The 18,010-nt window shown below is 63.4% G+C and carries 14 protein-coding genes and 2 tRNA genes; 12 read left to right on the top strand and 4 right to left on the bottom strand.

Annotated elements, in window-relative coordinates:
• Positions 1 to 82 (top strand): PEP-CTERM sorting domain-containing protein (locus tag Y88_RS19775; RefSeq protein WP_157132599.1); only part of this gene is annotated, 82 nt, incomplete at its 5' end.
• A gap of 117 nt (positions 83 to 199) precedes the next feature.
• Here the strand turns inward: Y88_RS19775 and Y88_RS02900 are convergent.
• Positions 200 to 1,720, bottom strand: a complete 1,521-nt coding sequence (locus Y88_RS02900; protein ID WP_232280950.1) for a tetratricopeptide repeat protein — start codon at positions 1,718 to 1,720, stop codon at positions 200 to 202.
• Positions 1,721 to 1,891: 171 nt separating this feature from the next.
• Between Y88_RS02900 and ychF the strand changes: the two genes are divergently transcribed.
• Positions 1,892 to 2,992, top strand: a complete 1,101-nt coding sequence (gene ychF, locus Y88_RS02895; protein ID WP_008066124.1) for a redox-regulated ATPase YchF — start codon at positions 1,892 to 1,894, stop codon at positions 2,990 to 2,992.
• 55 nt (positions 2,993 to 3,047) lie between these two features.
• Positions 3,048 to 3,506, top strand: a complete 459-nt coding sequence (locus Y88_RS02890) for a MaoC family dehydratase (protein WP_008066118.1) — start codon at positions 3,048 to 3,050, stop codon at positions 3,504 to 3,506.
• 12 nt (positions 3,507 to 3,518) lie between these two features.
• On the opposite strand, the gene mutL is transcribed toward Y88_RS02890, so the two are convergent.
• The gene (gene mutL / locus Y88_RS02885; RefSeq protein ID WP_008066117.1) at positions 3,519 to 5,375 is read right to left on the bottom strand and encodes a DNA mismatch repair endonuclease MutL; all 1,857 of its coding nucleotides are present in this window, start codon (positions 5,373 to 5,375) and stop codon (positions 3,519 to 3,521) included.
• Positions 5,376 to 5,562: 187 nt separating this feature from the next.
• Between mutL and Y88_RS02880 the strand changes: the two genes are divergently transcribed.
• From Y88_RS02880 to Y88_RS02850, 7 genes are all read left to right on the top strand, one after another.
• Positions 5,563 to 6,606 (top strand): rod shape-determining protein, encoded by a 1,044-nt coding sequence (locus tag Y88_RS02880; RefSeq protein WP_008066115.1) that lies wholly within the window; start codon positions 5,563 to 5,565, stop codon positions 6,604 to 6,606.
• A gap of 151 nt (positions 6,607 to 6,757) precedes the next feature.
• A complete protein-coding gene (mreC, locus tag Y88_RS02875) occupies positions 6,758 to 7,663 on the top strand; it encodes a rod shape-determining protein MreC (protein ID WP_008066111.1) in 906 nt (301 codons plus the stop codon).
• A gap of 3 nt (positions 7,664 to 7,666) precedes the next feature.
• The gene (locus Y88_RS02870; RefSeq protein ID WP_008066105.1) at positions 7,667 to 8,239 is read left to right on the top strand and encodes a hypothetical protein; all 573 of its coding nucleotides are present in this window, start codon (positions 7,667 to 7,669) and stop codon (positions 8,237 to 8,239) included.
• A gap of 7 nt (positions 8,240 to 8,246) precedes the next feature.
• A complete protein-coding gene (gene mrdA, locus Y88_RS02865; RefSeq protein ID WP_008066104.1) occupies positions 8,247 to 10,343 on the top strand; it encodes a penicillin-binding protein 2 in 2,097 nt (698 codons plus the stop codon).
• A gap of 2 nt (positions 10,344 to 10,345) precedes the next feature.
• A complete protein-coding gene (gene rodA / locus Y88_RS02860; protein WP_018075205.1) occupies positions 10,346 to 11,461 on the top strand; it encodes a rod shape-determining protein RodA in 1,116 nt (371 codons plus the stop codon).
• Between the two features lie 133 nt (positions 11,462 to 11,594).
• Positions 11,595 to 11,670 (top strand) — tRNA-Lys (locus tag Y88_RS02855).
• 39 nt (positions 11,671 to 11,709) lie between these two features.
• A tRNA-Lys gene (locus tag Y88_RS02850) sits at positions 11,710 to 11,785 on the top strand.
• 31 nt (positions 11,786 to 11,816) lie between these two features.
• Here the strand turns inward: Y88_RS02850 and Y88_RS02845 are convergent.
• Positions 11,817 to 12,401, bottom strand: a complete 585-nt coding sequence (locus tag Y88_RS02845; protein WP_008066102.1) for a cysteine hydrolase family protein — start codon at positions 12,399 to 12,401, stop codon at positions 11,817 to 11,819.
• A 177-nt stretch (positions 12,402 to 12,578) separates the two neighbouring features.
• On the opposite strand from Y88_RS02845, the gene pncB reads away from it, so the two are divergent.
• Complete coding sequence (gene pncB, locus Y88_RS02840) at positions 12,579 to 13,883, top strand: nicotinate phosphoribosyltransferase (protein ID WP_008066095.1); 1,305 nt, start codon at positions 12,579 to 12,581, stop codon at positions 13,881 to 13,883.
• Between the two features lie 138 nt (positions 13,884 to 14,021).
• Complete coding sequence (locus Y88_RS02835) at positions 14,022 to 14,840, top strand: class I SAM-dependent methyltransferase (RefSeq protein WP_008066093.1); 819 nt, start codon at positions 14,022 to 14,024, stop codon at positions 14,838 to 14,840.
• A 79-nt stretch (positions 14,841 to 14,919) separates the two neighbouring features.
• On the opposite strand, the gene Y88_RS02830 is transcribed toward Y88_RS02835, so the two are convergent.
• Positions 14,920 to 17,832 carry a TonB-dependent receptor gene (locus Y88_RS02830; protein ID WP_008066091.1) on the bottom strand — a complete coding sequence of 971 codons (2,913 nt, stop codon included), beginning with the start codon at positions 17,830 to 17,832 and terminating at the stop codon, positions 14,920 to 14,922.
• Positions 17,833 to 18,010: the final 178 nt, after the last annotated feature.

The raw sequence follows: 18,010 nt of genomic DNA, 5'->3' as shown, positions 1-18,010 counted from the left end.
TGCGGTTCCCGAACCGGGCATGCTCGGCATGATGGGCCTCGGCTTCATCGGCATGGCGGTTGCCCGCCGTCGCCGTCGCTGAACCGGCGCCAGCCATCAGCGCCCCCATGCGGGGCATCATTCTCCAGGGACCGGCCGGCAGCTACGCGCTGTCGGCCGTTTTCCTGTCCGCGATCCGTTGCAGTCCGTTGCAGGTCGCTCAATTCATGGCACGCGCATAATCCGCCTTGAAAATCCGGTTCGACGGATCGAGCTCCAGCGCCTTGCGCATCAGGCTCTGCGCCATGTCGCGCTCGCGCCCGGCATTGAGCCGGACGAGCCCCGCCATATGCAGCATGTCGGGATTGCGCGGATCGAGCAAAAGAGCCTTGTCCGCAGTCGCAATCGCCTCGTCATGGCGCCCGAGACCGGTCTCGGCCTCAGCCATGCGCTTGAGCACTTCGGCATCATTGTCATAGCCGGGAATGGCACGATAAGCCTCGATCACCGCAGGCCAGTCACGACGGGCAAGGGCCGCCATGGCCCGCCCCGACAAAGCCGAATTGACGGCAAGCTGAGGCGAATGCAGCCGCGCCGCATAGGCACCCGCAACCGGATCGCTCGCCGCCTGCGCCGCCCGCACCGCCAGATCGAGTTCACGCTGCCCCGCCAGAACGCTGTCGGCGAGCGGACGCACCGTGCGCAGCGCATCGGCCGAAGCTCCGGCAGCCAATTGGGACTCGGCCAGCATCAGCCGGGCATAAGGGTTCTGCGGCGAGAGCAGCAAAGCCTTCGCATAGATCGCGCGGGCCTGTTCGGGCCGTCCGAGATTGAGCAATGCCTCGCCATAGGCCAGCCCTTCGAACGTGCGCACATCGAGCGAGTCTTCGCGAGGGGCAAGAATGTCGCGTACTTTCTGCCACTCGCCCTTTTCGGCCGCGACCCGCACCACCAGCGCCTCGACCTGTGGGTCGCCCGGCGCCCGCTCATTGGCCTTGGCCGCATATCCCGCCGCAACGTCGACATGCCCTTGCATGTCCGCAATGTCGGCCAGGGCCACGATGGGTTCCGGGCGTGTCCTGAAACGGTCTGCCGCCTGACGAAAAGCGGCTGAAGCCTGATCGAGCTGCCCCTTGTGCTGGGCGATCAGGCCCGCCGTCATCAGCGTGTCGAGCCGCCCCGGCCCTAGGCGCCGCATGATGGCCAAAACCCGGTCGGCCTCGTCGAGGTCACCTCCTTCGAGCAGGAAATGTGCATAGGCTGCCGCGAGCGCGTAATCGTCGCCCGCTTCCATCCCGTGGCGGAATGCCGCGAGTGCCCCTCCACTGTCGCCGTCTGCCTGGGCCACCGCCGCACGCAGACGCCATGCCTGAGGCCGCTGGTCACCAGCCAGAAGACGCAGGGCTTCGGGGCCCTGCCCCCGCAACAGCGCGGCTTCCGCAGTCATTTCGGTAAGGTCCTGCCCTTTTGCACCGGCATCGCGCAGGCGGCCGAGCGCCGTCTGCGCCCCATCGCCGTCATGAAGGGCAAGGTCCGTGCGAGCGAGCAAAAGCAACATGTCCCGATTGTTCTCATCGGCATCGAGCGCGGCCAGCACCGCCGTCCGGGCACGGCCGTAATCCTCGGCTGCGAAAGCCTGCCGGGCATCGGCGAAACGGGCGACCGGGTCGACGCGATGACATCCAGCGAGCGTCGACAGCGGCAGCGCCAGACACAGAACAAGGTTCACAGAGCGTTTCATCACGGGGCGGACAGTGTCAGCAAGCCTTGAACTTTCGATGAAGGAAGTCCGACCGGGCGGTTCAGGCGCCTGTCCCCCCTTGACCTCGGGGCAAAGGGACCCCATCGCGCGCCCAAAGTCAAACGGTCGCGCCCACCGGGCACAAGGCGACCCAGCAAGGATGAAACACTCATGGGTTTTCGCTGCGGGATCGTGGGCCTGCCCAATGTCGGCAAATCGACCCTGTTCAACGCGTTGACCGAAACGCAGGCGGCGCAGGCGGCCAATTACCCGTTCTGCACGATCGAACCGAACGTCGGCAACGTCGGCGTGCCCGACTCCCGGCTCGACAAGCTTGCCGAAATCGCGGGCAGCCAGAAGATCATTCCGACCCAGCTCGGCTTCGTCGACATCGCGGGTCTGGTACGCGGCGCGTCGAAGGGCGAAGGTCTGGGCAACCAGTTCCTCGGCAACATTCGCGAAGTGGACGCGATCGTCCACGTCCTGCGCTGCTTTGAAAACGACGACATCCAGCACGTCGACAATCGCGTCGACCCGATCTCGGACGCCGAAACCGTCGAGACCGAGCTGATGCTGGCCGATCTCGACAGCCTCGAAAAGCGCGTTCCGGCAGCCCAAAAGAAAGCGACCGGCGGCGACAAGGAAGCCAAGATCATGGCTTCCGTGCTGGGTCAGGCGCTCGAACTGCTCCGCGAAGGCAAGCCCGCGCGCCTGACCGAACCCAAGGACGAAGAAGAAGCGCGCGTGTTCCGTCAGGCCCAGCTGCTGACGGCAAAGCCCGTACTCTATGTCTGCAACGTCGAGGAAGAAAGCGCGTCGAACGGGAACGCCTTTTCCGCGCGCGTCTTTGAAAAGGCCAAGGCCGAAGGCGCCGAGGCCGTGATCGTCTCGGCCGCCATCGAAGCCGATCTCGTCGGCATGGACGGAGATGAACGCCTGGCTTTCCTCGAGGAAATGGGCCTTCACGAAACCGGTCTCAACCGCGTGATCCGCGCCGGTTACGAGTTGCTTCACCTGATCACGTTCTTCACCGTCGGCCCCAAGGAAGCGCGGGCCTGGACCGTACACAAGGGCGCGCGCGCGCCGCAGGCGGCGGGCGCGATCCACTCCGACTTTGAACGCGGCTTCATCCGCGCCGAAACCATCGCCTTTGACGACTACATCTCGCTCGGCGGCGAAACCGGCGCGCGCGACGCGGGCAAGTTGCGGCAGGAAGGCAAGGACTACGTCGTCAAGGACGGCGATGTCATGCATTTCAAGTTCAACGTTTAATCATCCAATTAAGATTCATTGACAGGGGTGTGTCCGCCGGGCACACCCCTTTCTCATGCAGTTCTACGAAGATCTGGTCGTGGGCGTCGTGTCCCATTTCGGCTCCTATCCGGTGACGCGGGAGGAAGTGGTCGCATTCGCGTCCAAATACGATCCCCAACCGTTTCACCTCGACGACGCCGCAGCCGCCCAGACCCATTTCGGACGCCTGTCGGCAAGCGGCTGGCACACTTGCGCCATGACCATGGCCATGCTGGTCGAGCAGCAGGAAAAGACCGGGCATCGCGGCCTTGGTTCGCCGGGAGTCGACGAACTTCGCTGGCACCGCCCGGTCTATCCCGGCGACACTCTTCGCGTCGAAACCGAGATCCTCGAAAAACGACGCAGCAAGACCAGGCCCGAACGCGGGATCTATCGCTCGACCACGCGCGTCTTCAATCAGGACGGGGTCATGGTCATGAGCATGACCAGCAATGCGATGGTGGAAACCCGCGACCCTACCGGTTCGGATTGACGCGGATCGGGCTCACTTTCGCCCGAACAGCTTCTCGATGTCGCCGTGGGCGAGCTTGACCCAGGTCGGGCGCCCGTGATTGCATTGCCCGGACCGCGGCGTCTCTTCCATCTCGCGCAGCAGAGCGTTCATTTCAGGGACCGACAACACGCGTCCGGCGCGCACCGAACCGTGGCAGGCCATCGTCGCCAGCACCAGATCAAGACGTTCGCCGACCAGCAGTGTCGCGCCGTTGCGGGCAAGATCGTCGGCAACGTCACGCACCAGAGCCTGCGGATCGCCCTTGCCCAGCATCGCGGGCACCGATCGGATGAGGACGGCACCGGGGCCAAAGCGTTCGAGAATGAGCCCGAACCGCGCGAGTTCATGCGCGGCTTCCTCCAGCCGGTCGCAATCGACCTCATCGAGTTCGACGACTTCGGGCAGCAGCAGCGCCTGCGCCGGTGCATCGCCCTCTCCGGCCCCCGCCGCGCGCAGGCGCTCGAGCACGAGTCGCTCGTGCGCGGCGTGCTGGTCGACGATAACCAGCCCGTCCGCCGCCTCAGCAACGATGTAGGTCTTGCCGATCTGCCCGCGCGCAACGCCCAGCGGATGTGCTTCGCCTTCGGGAACAGGCGCAGTTGCAGGCTCTGCACGCGCCTCGGGCAAGGCCATGACCTCGGCCTCATAGCCACGCCAGGCCACACCCGCCTCGCCCAGGCGCTGCGGCACATAAGCCGGACGAGAAGCGGGCCGTGCAAACAGGTTGCTCTGCACCGGGGGAACTGGGCTGAACACCGGTTCGGGCGCCGCGACGGGCTCGACCTGCCAAGCCTGCATCGCCGTCGCGTCCGGAGCCTGCGCCGAGCGGCGATCCCCTTCGGACAAGGCCTGTCGCAACCCGGAAACGATCATCCCCCGCACCAGCGCCGAATCGCGAAAGCGCACTTCGGTCTTGGCCGGGTGGACGTTGACGTCGACTTCCTCTGCCGGAAGCGTCAGGAACAGCGCGAGCACGGCATGGCGATCGCGCGCCAGCATGTCGGCATAGGCGCCGCGCACCGCCCCCAACAGCAGACGGTCCCGCACCGGACGGCCATTGACGAAAAGATACTGGTGATCGGCAACGCCGCGATTGTACGTCGGCAGGCCCGCAACCCCGATCAGGTGGTAATCGCCGCGTACCAGATCGACCGCAACCGAATTGGAAATCAGGTCACGCGAGACCAGTTGCGCGACGCGCATGTCGAGCCGTTCACCCGGCTGAACCTGCAAGGCCCGGCGGCCATCGTGTTCGAGCGTAAAACCGATGTCCGGTCGCGCCATCGCGAGGCGCCGCACCACGTCGAGCGCGGCGGCCCATTCCGACCGCGCCGAACGGAGAAACTTGCGCCGGGCCGGAACGCGCCCGAACAAGTCCTCCACCCGCACGCGAGTTCCGGGCGGCAAGGCAGCCGGACCGTCACCGACGAGATCGCCGTGATCGACCACCCGTTTCCACGCTTCACCCGTCTCGCGCGAACGGCTTTCGATCGTCAGCCGCGCGACGGACGCAATCGAGGGCAGTGCCTCGCCCCGGAACCCCAGCGTGATGACACGTTCGAGCGCACTTTCCTCGCCGATCAGGCTTTCGGGCAGCTTGGAGGTCGCATGGCGTTCGAGCGCAAGCGCCATTTCGTCGGCGCGCATGCCGCAACCGTCGTCCGTCACCTCGATCAGCGACAGCCCGCCTTCGGAAAGACGCACAGACACATGCGTGGCTCCCGCGTCGATAGCGTTTTCAACCAGTTCCTTGAGCGCGCTGGCGGGCCGTTCGACCACTTCACCCGCAGCGATGCGGTTAACCAGATGCTCGGGCAAACGGCGGATCAGGCGGGGTTCGCTGGCCATGAATTGACCCTAGCGATGAAACCCCTTGTTTTCGAGACGTATGGTGCAAGTTATCCCTGACGCAGTCGCACAATTCGGTGGGTTTTGCGCAAGGCTTGCGCTAATGAGCCGCCTTCGCTCCTGCATACCCTGTTTCGGGTGGGCGCGCCCTCGCGCGCAAACCCGCTGATTCGCGACGGATTTCCTGATGGCTTCGATGTTTTCCCGATTCTTCAAGTTCGGTTCCCAGAACATTGCGATCGACCTCGGCACGGCCAATACGCTGGTCTATGTCCAGGATCGCGGGATCGTGCTCAACGAACCCTCGGTCGTCGCCATCGAAACCATCAACGGGATCAAGAAAGTCAAGGCCGTCGGTGACGATGCCAAGATGATGATGGGCAAGACCCCGGACAACATCGAAGCGATCCGTCCGATGCGCGACGGCGTCATCGCCGACATCGAAGTCGCCGAGGAAATGATCAAGCACTTCATCCGCAAGGTGCAGGGTCGCAAGAGCGTGATGCGGTATCCCGAAATCGTGATCTGCGTGCCCTCGGGCTCCACCTCGGTCGAACGCCGCGCGATTCGCGACGCGGCCAGCAATGCCGGGGCCAGCCAGGTGTTCCTGATCCTCGAACCGATGGCCGCTGCAATCGGCGCCGACATGCCGGTGACCGAACCGGTCGGCTCGATGGTGGTCGACATCGGCGGCGGCACGACCGAAGTCGCCGTCCTCTCGCTGCGCGGCCTTGCCTATACGACCTCGGTCCGCGTCGGCGGGGACAAGATGGACGAAGCCATCGTCTCTTATGTCCGCCGCCACCATAACCTGCTGATCGGTGAAGCCACGGCCGAACGGATCAAGAAGGATTACGGCATCGCCACGATCCCGGCGGACGGGGGCGAAACGATCCACATCAAGGGTCGCGACCTCGTGAACGGCGTCCCCAAGGAAATCACGATTTCCCAGGCCAATGTCGCCGAAGCGCTGTCCGAACCGATCGGCGCGATCGTCGAAGGCGTGCGCATCGCGCTGGAAAACACCGCTCCCGAACTCGCCGCCGACATCGTTGACCAGGGCATCGTCCTGACCGGTGGCGGCGCGCTCATCCGTGGCCTTGACGAACACCTGCGCGAGGAAACCGGCCTGCCCGTTTCGGTGGCCGAAGATCCGCTGAGCTGCGTGGCGCTGGGCACCGGCCGTGCGATGGAAGACCCCATCTATCGCGGCGTGCTGATGACGGCCTGACCGAATACATGCGCCCTGATCCGACCGGCATTTCGGAACGGTCGGGCGCGCATTTTCGGCAGCATTTTTCCGTTCAGCAAGTTTTCATCGTCTCCGGCGCCTTGGACGATTAAGATCAGGCATCGGCAGCGATCAGAAAGGAAACGGTTTTATGGCGCGGTCGCGAGACTTGCGCCCGGGCTATTCGCGCAGGGCGCAGTACGGGATCTTCACCGGCTACGTAGTCGCCATCGTCGGCGTCGTGGCGGGACTGGTCGTGCTCGGCGTCTCGCTGATTCACCCGGAAGCCTTTTCCTTCCTGCGCAGCGCGGGCAGCGAGATCGCGGCTCCAGTTGGCGAAGCCTCTGCCACTGCACGGAATTCCGGGCGCGGCCTCCTTGCGACCATCGGCGCCTATTTCGACGCCGGGCACCAGAATCTGGAATTCACGCGTGAAATCGCGGCGGCCCGCGCGGATGCCGTCACCATGCGCGCCGTTCAGGAAGAAAACCGCCGCCTCAAGGCCCTGCTCGGCATCGTCGATCCGGCCGCTCCGCCGGTCGTGGCCGCTCGCCTGATCGGATCGACCGCCGCCAGCGCGCGCCGTTATGCGGTGCTCGACGCCGGTTCGGGCCATGGCGTTCACGAAGGGCAACCGGTGCGCGCAGCCGGAGGCCTTGTCGGGCGAGTCGTCGAAACCAGCCCCGACACCGCCCGCGTCCTGCTCATCAGCGACGCGGACAACGTGGTTCCGGTTCGCCGCGCGAGCGACGGCCTGCCCGGCTTCGTTCAAGGCAGCGCCAACGGCAAGATCGCGATCCGCCTGCTGACCATGGGGACCAACCCGCTCCACACGGGCGACATTTTCGTGACGTCCGGGTCCGGCGGGATCTATCCCCCCGGTATTCCGGTGGCGATCGTGTCCGTACCGCAGCGAGACGGTGCCGAAGGACGTCTCGCCGCCGACCCGGCAGCGACCGATTACGTGGTGGTCCTGCCCGTCTACAAGGCTCCGGCGGTCGCGGCGATGGCCGACAGCCTCAAGGCCGCCGGCCCGCCGCCCAAGGACGACAACTGAACCATGGCGCTTTCGCCGCGCATTTCCACGCAGCGCAATCCCGCCGGGACAGAGGCCGGTGCCAATGTCCCGATCAATCGCGCGCCGCTCCCCTGGCTTGCGAACGGATTGCCGTGGGCCTCAATCATGGCGATGTCGCTGGTCACGTTTTCGCCGGTCATCGCCTCGGCGCCGGTGATCCCGCCGCTTGCCTTCATGACCCTTCTGGCCTGGCGCATGTTGCGACCGAGCTTCCTGCCCGTCTGGGCCGGGCTCCCGCTCGGCGCATGGGACGACATGTTCAGCGGGCAGCCCTTCGGCTCGGCCATCGTGCTGTGGTCGGCGGCGATGCTCGCCATGGACGTGATCGACGAACGCTATCTCTGGCGCAGCTTCGTGCAGGACTGGCTCGTTGCTGTGGTTCTCGTTTCGGGCTATCTCCTGCTCCAGTCCGGGCTTGCCGGACTTGCTGCAGGCTACCCCCTTCCCCTGACCGTCGGGCCGCAATGGCTGCTCGCGATGGTCCTGTTCCCGGTGGTCAACAAGGCGGTCGCCATGGTCGATCGCGTCCGCCTGCTGCCGCTCAGAAGGCTTTGAGCCCGCCATGAAGCAGAAACTGCCCATGACTGCGGCTCGCCTGAGCCAGACGTTCGAGCGCCGCACGTTCATGCTCGGCGCAATTCAGGGGGGTGTCGGCCTCTTGCTGGCGACCCGGCTCGGCTATCTCGCTGTTGCCGAAAACGCCAAGTACAAGGCCGCCTCGGAAAGCAACCGGGTCAACCTGTCGCTGATCCCGCCCCGGCGCGGCTGGGTTCTCGACCGCAACGGCGCGGCACTCGCGTCCAATCGCGCCGATTTCCGCGTCGACCTCATCCCCGACCGCATCGTCGATGCGGATACGACGCTCGCAAAGCTTTCGGGACTGCTCGACCTGACGCCCGATCACATCGCGGACATCAAGGACAAGATCGGCAAGTCGCGCGGTTTCCAGCCGGTCGAAGTCGCGAGCAAGCTCGAATGGGACAAGTTCGCCGCAGTCAGCGTGCGCCTGCCCGAATTGCCCGGCGTGATCCCGCAGCGCGGCTATTCGCGCTTTTATCCTTCGGGCGCGGCAGTCGGGCATCTGGTAGGCTATGTCGGCCCGGCATCGGCCGACGACTATGTCCGCGAACACAATCCGCTCTTGATCACACCGGGCTTCAAGATCGGCAAGGACAGCCTTGAAAAGGCTTTCGAAGTTCGCCTGCGTGGCGTCCCCGGAGCCCGCCGGGTCGAAGCCACTGCAAGTGGTAAGGTGGTGCGCGATCTCGGCACCCGCGAGGACGTGCCCGGCCAGCCGATCCAGCTTACCATCCATGCCGGGCTGCAGGAATATGCCGCTCGCCGGATCGGCCTTGAAAGCGGCAGCGTCGTCGTCATGGACTGCCTTACCGGCGATCTTCTGGCGATGGTGTCGATGCCCTGTTTCGACCCCAATTCGTTTTCCGACGGCATCGGCCGTATCGAATGGAAAATGCTGTCCGAAGACGACCATGTTCCCTTGCGAAACAAGGTATTGCGCGGACTTTATCCGCCCGGATCGACGGTCAAGCCGATGGTTGCGCTCGCCTTTCTCGAGGCCGGGCTCGATCCCCATGCAGCCGTCAACTGCGCCGGCGGCCTGCGCGTCGGCAACCGCGTGTTCCACTGCTGGAACCATCATGGTCACGGCTCGACCGACATGATGAAGGGAATCTACCAGTCCTGCGACGTCTATTTCTATCACTTCGCGCAACAGATCGGCATGGACAAGATCGCCGCAATGATGCGGCGCATGGGCCTCGGACAGGAATTTCCGATGCCCTATCCGGGCCAGTCCTACGGCACGGTGCCCGACCCTGCATGGAAGCTGCGCAAGTACCACAAGGAATGGGCGGTCTATGACACCGTCAACGCGACGATCGGCCAGGGCTACATGCTGGTCAATCCGCTGCAGCAGGCAGTCTATGTCTCGCGCCTGGCGTCCGGGCTGAAACACATGCCGCGCCTCCTGCTCGACCGCCATGCACCACCGCCGCCCTCGATGGGATTCCGGCAAGAGCATCTCGACCTCATCCATGCGGCGATGAACGAAGTGGTCAACGGACGCGGCACTGCGGGCAAGGCACGCCTGCCCATTCCCGGCGTGCAGATGGCGGGCAAGACCGGCACCGCCCAGGTCGTCGGCCTCAACATCGGCAACGGCAAGGGCGGCCAGTGGAAGCACCGCGACCACGGCCACTTCATCTGCTTTGCCCCGTTCGACAAGCCGCGCTACGCCTGCGCGGTCGCGATCGAGCATGGTGGCGGCTCTCCGGCGGCCTATCCGATCGCCCGTGACGTCATGACCTATCTGTTCGACCAGACCAAGGCGATGGCGGCGCTCGACGAATACGAACGCCAGTGGGGCGGCAACCTGCAACAGCGCATGGCCGCCAAATATGCCGCCTATGCCGCGCAATACGGTGCCACGGCTCCCGCAGCCCCCGACGACGACGAGGCCAGCAAGGAAGTCGAGCAGGACAACAAGCCGGTTGCCGAGCCCGACAGCCCGGAAACCGACGCAGCCAGCCCCGCGCCCGAACCCGAGCCCGGCCCGGCACCGGCGCCGCCGTCGCCACCCCAACCGGCAGCCCAGCCGCAGACGCCGGGCGCTACCGCCAGCGGAGCCTCCGGCCAATGATGATGCCGCGCGCCTATGTCCCTCAGGCGCTTTCGCGCCAGCCGTGGCAAGTCATCATCCCTCTGACCCTGCTGACCCTGTTCGGCGGCGCAGTGCTCTATTCGGCCGCCGGGGGACGCTGGCAGCCGTGGGCGGCGATGCACATCATTCGCTTCTTCGGCTTTCTGACGATGGCCATGCTGATCGGGCGCGTGCCTCAGGAGTGGTTCAAGCGGATCGCCATGCCCGGCTATGTCGTGCTGTGCGTCCTGCTCGTTCTGGTCGAACTGATCGGCCGAATCGGCGGGGGGAGCCAGCGCTGGCTCAATCTCGGCTTCATGACGCTGCAGCCCTCGGAACTGATGAAGCCGGGAATCGTGCTCGTGCTGGCATGGTTCTATTCGATGCTGCCGCTCAACGAGATCCGGGCCTGGCGCGCGATCGTGCCACCGCTGGTCCTGCTCGGCATTCCGGCCGCACTCGTCATGCTGCAACCCGACCTCGGCACGGCCCTTGCGATCAGCTTCGGCGCGCTGGTCATGATGTTCCTTGCCGGACTGCCGATGTGGCTTTTCGTCGGCGGCGGACTTGCAGGCGCGATCGCTGCGCCGCTCGCGTTCTTTTTCCTCCTGCACGACTATCAGCGCAAACGGGTGCTCGTCTTCCTCGATCCGGAAAGCGATCCGCTCGGCTCGGGCTATCACATTACCCAATCGAAGATCGCGATCGGATCGGGCGGCTTTTTCGGCAAGGGCTTCGGCAACGGTTCGCAGAGCCACCTCGACTACCTGCCCGAATCGCACACCGACTTCGTCTTTGCCACGATGGCCGAGGAATGGGGCATGCTCGGCGGGCTGTTCGTGCTCGCCGTCTTTGCGGTCGTGTTCACCTGGGGCCTCAAAGTCGCGCTGCGGGCGCCGGATCGCTTTTCCCGCCTGCTCGCGGCCGGAATGGTGACGACGATCTTCTTTTACGTGTGCATCAACATGATGATGGTCATGGGACTTGCGCCGGTCGTGGGCATCCCCCTGCCCTTCCTCAGCCATGGCGGATCATCGATGATGACCAACATGATCTGCATCGGCACGATCATGGCGGTCGACCGCTGGTCGCGTCCCCAACGCGGCCGTCTTGCCTGAAACCCAGGCCTGACATCGATCTGAAATTTTTTATCCACAGCCGCAGATTCGGGCTTGGCAGGTCGTGAAAAATCGTTAGAGGGACGGCTCCCACGCTGATGAAGCGAAAGCGAAATCAGCCGGGTGATACAGTGGACGCATAGCTCAGTTGGTAGAGCAGCTGACTCTTAATCAGCGGGTCCTAGGTTCGAGCCCTAGTGCGTCCACCAATCACCACCTTGCCGCAAGGCATGTCGCCCACCGGCGATGGACGCATAGCTCAGTTGGTAGAGCAGCTGACTCTTAATCAGCGGGTCCTAGGTTCGAGCCCTAGTGCGTCCACCACCCTTTCCAAAATCGACATTCGAACCTGCCGTCACCCACATGACGTGATCGGCCCTTCCTCTTCGGATTCGATCGCCTCCGCAACCGTGCCTATGCCCTTGGTCAGTGCCGGAGGAACCTCGACGGCAAAGCCGCGCTCGACAAGGCCTTCGACGGCCCAGCGGACGCAATAGTCGGTGGCAACGCCCACGACCGTCACCGGGCCGATGCCGCGCTCGACCAGATCCTCGAAAAAGGCATCGCGATCGACCGTCACTGTCGCATCGGCAAACCGCGACAGGCGCGCATCGGGTTCCGCCCACATGTCGAATACCCCCTTTTCCAGCCGCCAGACCGGAATGGCCGGATTGATGACCGAGGGATCGAGCACACTGTCCCACCCCGTGCTTCCACGCACGCAATGGATCGGGAATTCTTCCGCTTCGGCCGAAGCCGGGTAGATTTCGGGATCATGGGTATCGAAGGTCATCAACACCCCGGCGACATGGGCCGGATCGAGTTCGGCCAGCCATTCCTGCATCGGCCTGACCAGGCTGTCCGCATCGGGTACCGACAAGGCACCGTCGGGCGCCACGAAATCGTACTGCATGTCGACCACGATCACGAAACCGATCATCCCGTTGTCTCCTGTGCCCCCGAATTCCACGCCGACGGCCTTCTACAAATGTCTGCTGTTGGCATGGACGGGACAAGACCATAAGCGGGAGAGGACGCGATTGCGATACCCGGCTCCGGTCAGCCGAGCCCGCCGGGACATCGCTTTCCACACCGTCACCGGCTGAACAGGGTCCCCATGGTCTTCACCGATATCGCCACGCGCACCTACAATCACAACTGGCGGCTCGACCCGATCGTACGCAGCCTGCTCGATACCGATTTCTACAAGCTGCTGATGTTGCAGATGGTCCGCCATCTCCATCCTGAAGTGCACGCCACGTTCAAGGTGATCAACCGCACCGCGTCGGTCCGTCTTGCCGACGTGATCGATGAGGCAGAACTGCGCGCCCAGCTCGACCATGCCCGCTCGCTGCGCTTCGGCAAGAAGGAACTGATCTGGCTCGCGGGCAACAGCTTCTATGGCCGGACCCAGATGTTCAGCCCGGACTTCATCGCCTGGCTCGCAGACTTCCGTCTGCCCGACTATGACTTGCGCAAGATCGACGGACAGTACGAACTGCTCTTCCACGGCCCATGGACCCACACGATGATGTGGGAAATCCCGGCACTGGCGATCATCAACGAATTGCGCTCGCGCGCCGCGATGAAGGGGCGCGCCCGTTTCGAACTCGACGTGCTCTATGCCCGCGCCAAGGCCAAGCTGTGGGACAAGGTCGAGCGACTGGCTCAATTGCCCGATCTCGTCATTTCCGATTTCGGTACGCGCCGCCGTCATGGCTTCCTGTGGCAACGCTGGTGCGTAGAGGCCCTCAAGGAAGGGCTGGGCCGCCGCTTCATCGGCTCGTCCAACGTGTTGCTCGCCATGGACGCCGATCTCGAGGCGATCGGCACCAATGCCCACGAATTGCCGATGGTCATGGCCGCCCTGGCACAGGACGACACCGACCTTGCGAGCGCGCCCTATCGCGTTCTTGAAGAGTGGCAGGGGCATTACGGCGGCAACCTGCGGATCGCCCTGCCCGATGCTTTCGGCACCGCCGCCTTCCTCAAGGACGCACCCGACTGGGTCGCGGACTGGACCGGCTTTCGCCCCGACAGCGCCCCGCCGATCGAGGCCGGGGAACAGATCATCGCCTGGTGGCAGGCCAGAGGCCGCGATCCCCGCAGCAAACTGCTGATCTTTTCCGACGGGATGGACGTCGACAGCATCGAGGCGACCTATCGCCATTTCCATGGCCGCGTCCGACTGAGCTTTGGCTGGGGCACAAATCTCACCAACGATTTCCGTGGCTGCGCCCCCTTCGACACCGACGGGCTCGATCCGATCTCTCTGGTGTGCAAGGTCATCGAGGCCAATGGGCGCCCGGCGGTCAAGCTGTCCGACAATCCTGCCAAGGCGACCGGTGATCCGACCGAGATCGAACGCTATCTGCGCGTATTCGGCACTTCGGGACGAAAGGCAACGCCGGTTTCGGTCTGACGCGGAAATCCGTGCATTCGTCGTCTTCGCGCGAAAGTACGTAGGCTTCTGAGGACGTCATGCAAACCACGATAAACTACCCCCTCGCGCCATAGAAACGGCGCGCATGCCCTTGCCCGCCTATAAAAGCGGTATGTCATGAAGGATCTTCTGCTTCACTCGATGGCCGAATTCCGCGACCTCATCGTCGAACTGCTCGAAGTGGCGGGCGCGCGGACCATCCTTGAAATCGGTGCGGAGCACGGTGGAACGACCCGTTTTCTCGCCGATTTCTGCACGCGCAAGGACGGCCAGCTCATCACGATCGAGCCGTCGCCCGGCCCCGAACTGCTCGCCTGGATCGACCGGACGCCACAAGTCCACCATGTCCCCGAACACAGCCTCGACGTCATCGACACGATCAGCGGCGTGGATGCCTGGCTGATCAACGGCGACCACAACTATTATACCGTTTTCAACGAACTGGCCGCTGCCGACGTCATCGCCCGACGGGACGGCAAGCCACTGCTGGTGATCCTGCACGATGTTGGCTGGCCGTGTTCCCGCCGGGACATGTACGATGTCCCCGAACGCATCCCCCGGGAATTCAGGCAGCCCTACAGCTTCAATGCGAGGGTCATGCTCGACGATCCCGGCCATCATATCGATCGCGGTTTTCGCCCCCCCCGCAACAGCGCTGTCGCCCTGCGGGCAGGCGGGCCCCGCAATGGGGTTCTGACGGCGATCGAGGACTTTATCAGCTTGTCCGAAGACGACGATCGCACCCTGCTCTATGCGCATGTGCCGGCGATCTTCGGCCTCGGCATCCTGTTCGACAGCAATGCCCCCTGGGCCGACGTCATGGCCGAGGTGGTCTCCCCCTTTCACGACAATCCGCTGCTCGAACGCATGGAACGCGACCGTCTCCACCACTATCAGCTCGCGACGGACCGGACATCGAACGCCCTGCGGCACTGAAGGAAAAAACGCCGGAGGCACAGGATGGCCTCCGGCGTTCCCTCTTGCCGGCCCGCAAGCGGACCGGCCCCCCAACGGGTCAGAACTTGAACCCGGCCGCGATTCCGTAGCGGCGCGGATCAAGCGTGAAGATATTGGTGTAATTCCCCGACGACTGATCCCCGACGTAGAGCCCGGTGATAGAATTGTTGTTGGTCAGGTTCTGCACGAAGGCGCGCAGGTACCACTTCTTGTCCGGGCCATCGAGCTGCACCTGGGCGTTGACCTGAATGTACGAGGGAATCTCGTTTACCGCCCCGTTGAACACGCTGCCCGTCGAATCCCCGGTCAGGGCAAAGTCGACGCGCGGCGTGATCGTGTACTTGCCGGAGAGGAACTCGTACTGGACCCCTGCCGCAACCTTGAACGTCGGGGCGCCGGGGAGCTGATTACCCCGCACATTGACCTTCACCCCATCGGTCAGGACGGTGATCCCGTTGGCGTCGAACGAGGTTCCTGACGCTGCGGCAACGCCCTGAAGCACGGCGCAAACGCTGTAGGCTCCGGTCGAGGCAATGCCGCTGCCACTGGGAAAAGCCGTGGTGTGCTGCAACCCTGCACCACCATTGACCCCCGACCCGGCAAACGATCCGGCATTGATCATATCATTGACCGTGTTGACGAAAGCATTGGCCCCCGCCGCATTGCCCGAGGTTCCGGGGACCACTGCGCAGTTCGACGCGTTGGTCAGGTCCTTGATGATGACCGCGTCCGACCGGCCGCCGCCAAAGTCACGCGGATTGGCAAGGTAGGTGTCGCTCGACACTTCGGTATGGAGGTAGCTGAACGAGACGTTGAGCGTGAGCGGTCGAACCGGCCGCACGATCGCTTCGGCCTCCACCCCATAGATATGGGCGCTGACGTTGTCGTTGACCGACGTGCGTGCAACGATCCGCGAGAGCTGGAGATCCTTGTAATCATAAAAGAAGCCGGTGAGGTTCAACTGAAGTTGGCCATGCCCGAAGGTGTTCTTGGAACCGATTTCGAAGGCATTGACGAACTCGGGCCGGAAGCTTTCGGGAACCGAGAAGACATTGGACAAAGGCGGATTTATCCCTCCCGACTTGTACCCCCGCGAATAGGAAAAATAGAGCAGGTTGTTGGGCGTGATCTGCCAATCGATCACCCCGCGCCCCGTCAGCGCACGATAGTGCCCGTCCCGCACCTGGTTCGCCTGATTGCCGGTACGCCCTGCGTCAGCGTCGAAAGAGCCGAAATAGGGTGAGCTATAGGCATTGGTCGATCCGAACGGCGTCAACCAGCTGAACACGGTCGTCCGCGCCGACAGCGTCTTGCGGTCGTCATTGTAGCGCAAACCGACCGTGAACTTCAGATTGTTCGTAGCCTTGTAGTAGGCTTCCCCGAAAATGCCGAAGGTCTTGAGCATCAAGTAGTTGGAATTGTTATCATAATAAGGCGTCGCAAGATAGGCAGGCGACAATCCCGCCCCCAGCGCCGAGAGCGTCCCGGCAATGCCCGAAAAGTAGTCGAGGCCAAACGTGTTGACGTAATAATCATTCACATTCAGCTTGTTACGACCATAAATTCCACCCAGAAGGAAGTTGAATCGACCATCGAACTTTGACGTCAGCACCGCCTCTGCGGTCCAGCTCACATTGGTCTGGCGCGAACGGTCGAACGCGAGCGGCGTGTCCGAACAGGCGCTGTGCCCACCAAAGACCCCCGTTCCACTTTCCTCCGGCAGCGAGGTGCAGATTGCGCCGGTCGGGCCATTGGGCATCAGTGCATTGGCGACCGGAGACAGATAAGTCGCAAGTCCCGCCCCTGCCGCACCGCTCGCCAGATAGGCAAGCGTGTTCAACGCAGGCTGGATCAGTGCGCGCGATTGCAGGGCATTGTTGTAATCCTGCATGGAATCGACGGTGACGCGCTCCCAGTTGCCCTCGACCCGCAGACTGAGCTTTTCGCCGATGTCCTGCTTGAGCGTGCCTTGCAGGATGACGTCGTTGGAATAGTATTTCGGCGTGAACGCGGTGTAGACCTGACGCGGATCGCTGGGATTGACCGCATTGGAATAGAGGTTGGCGCCATAGACGCTGCCCAGCGCCAAGGAGGTCGGTAACCCCTTGATCGCGAAAAGTTCCTTTGACGTCAAAACGCCGGCCAGCGTTGCATTGGCATTCGAGACCGAATTGTCGAGCCGCGAATTGAGACATCCGAGCACACCAGTCGGATCGGCCTGGCACAGCTGCTTCTGGATACGCATGCGGCTGTCGTTTTCATGAAAATACTGCACCATGAAATCGACCGTGGTGGTGGGCGACGGCTCCCACCGCAGTGAACCGCGCAGGCCGTACATGTTGCGCCCGTCGATCTTCGACCCGTCATAGAGATTGGTCGTGTACCCGTCGCGGCGGGTAAAGAACCCGGCGACACGCAGCCCGAGATTCTGCGTGACCGGCAGATTGAACATCCCCTTCACCTTGACCGAATTGTAATTCCCGTATTCGACGTCGCCTGACGCCTCGATCTTGTTGAGATTGGGAAGCGCTGTCCGGAAATTGATCACGCCCGACGTCGCGTTGCGCCCATAGAGCGTACCCTGCGGCCCGCGCAGCACTTCCACCTGGCGCAAGTCATAGAATTCGCCTTCGAACAGGCGAGTCTGGAACAGCGGCGCATCGTTGAGATGGATGGCGGTCGCGCTGTCGCAGCTCACCCCCACGCACAGGTCCCCGATCCCGCGAATGGTAAAGCTCGAAGAGGTGAAATTGGTCTTGGTGAACGTCACGCTGGGCAGTGACAGTTGCAGATCGCTTGCGGTCTTGATCTGCTGTCGCTCCAGCCCTTCGGCGGTGAAGGCGCTGACCGCGATCGGAACTTCCTGAAGGCGCTGCGACTGGCGCTGCGCGGTAACGATGATTTCCTGAACTCCCGTGGTTTCCGGTGCCCCTGCCGGTGTTGCGGATTGCGCATGGACAGGGTGTGACATGGCTGACGCGCACACGCCAACCATCAGGCAAAGCTTGCCCCTCATAGCCTCAGACCTCTCTCTCCAGCGGTGCCCGTCATTTTTCGCGCGAGCTACCGCGAGCACAGGACATAACGAGGCCGAATGTTTGTCAACCGATTATTTAAAACCCCAAGTGCCGAAATGGTTCTTGTTTGAC

Source organism: Novosphingobium nitrogenifigens DSM 19370 (genome assembly GCF_000192575.1).
Classification (GTDB): domain Bacteria; phylum Pseudomonadota; class Alphaproteobacteria; order Sphingomonadales; family Sphingomonadaceae; genus Novosphingobium; species Novosphingobium nitrogenifigens.
The sequence above is the reverse complement of the archived record's forward strand: the minus strand, read 5'-3'. Positions and strand labels throughout refer to the sequence as shown.

Coding starts and splice junctions, on each gene's coding strand:
- Y88_RS02900 (WP_232280950.1), bottom strand. CDS start 1,720: ATGAAACGCTCTGTGAACCTTGTTCTGTGTCTGGCGCTGCCGCTGTCG.
- ychF (WP_008066124.1), top strand. CDS start 1,892: ATGGGTTTTCGCTGCGGGATCGTGGGCCTGCCCAATGTCGGCAAATCG.
- Y88_RS02890 (WP_008066118.1), top strand. CDS start 3,048: ATGCAGTTCTACGAAGATCTGGTCGTGGGCGTCGTGTCCCATTTCGGC.
- mutL (WP_008066117.1), bottom strand. CDS start 5,375: ATGGCCAGCGAACCCCGCCTGATCCGCCGTTTGCCCGAGCATCTGGTT.
- Y88_RS02880 (WP_008066115.1), top strand. CDS start 5,563: ATGGCTTCGATGTTTTCCCGATTCTTCAAGTTCGGTTCCCAGAACATT.
- mreC (WP_008066111.1), top strand. CDS start 6,758: ATGGCGCGGTCGCGAGACTTGCGCCCGGGCTATTCGCGCAGGGCGCAG.
- Y88_RS02870 (WP_008066105.1), top strand. CDS start 7,667: ATGGCGCTTTCGCCGCGCATTTCCACGCAGCGCAATCCCGCCGGGACA.
- mrdA (WP_008066104.1), top strand. CDS start 8,247: ATGAAGCAGAAACTGCCCATGACTGCGGCTCGCCTGAGCCAGACGTTC.
- rodA (WP_018075205.1), top strand. CDS start 10,346: ATGCCGCGCGCCTATGTCCCTCAGGCGCTTTCGCGCCAGCCGTGGCAA.
- Y88_RS02845 (WP_008066102.1), bottom strand. CDS start 12,401: ATGATCGGTTTCGTGATCGTGGTCGACATGCAGTACGATTTCGTGGCG.
- pncB (WP_008066095.1), top strand. CDS start 12,579: ATGGTCTTCACCGATATCGCCACGCGCACCTACAATCACAACTGGCGG.
- Y88_RS02835 (WP_008066093.1), top strand. CDS start 14,022: ATGAAGGATCTTCTGCTTCACTCGATGGCCGAATTCCGCGACCTCATC.
- Y88_RS02830 (WP_008066091.1), bottom strand. CDS start 17,832: ATGTCACACCCTGTCCATGCGCAATCCGCAACACCGGCAGGGGCACCG.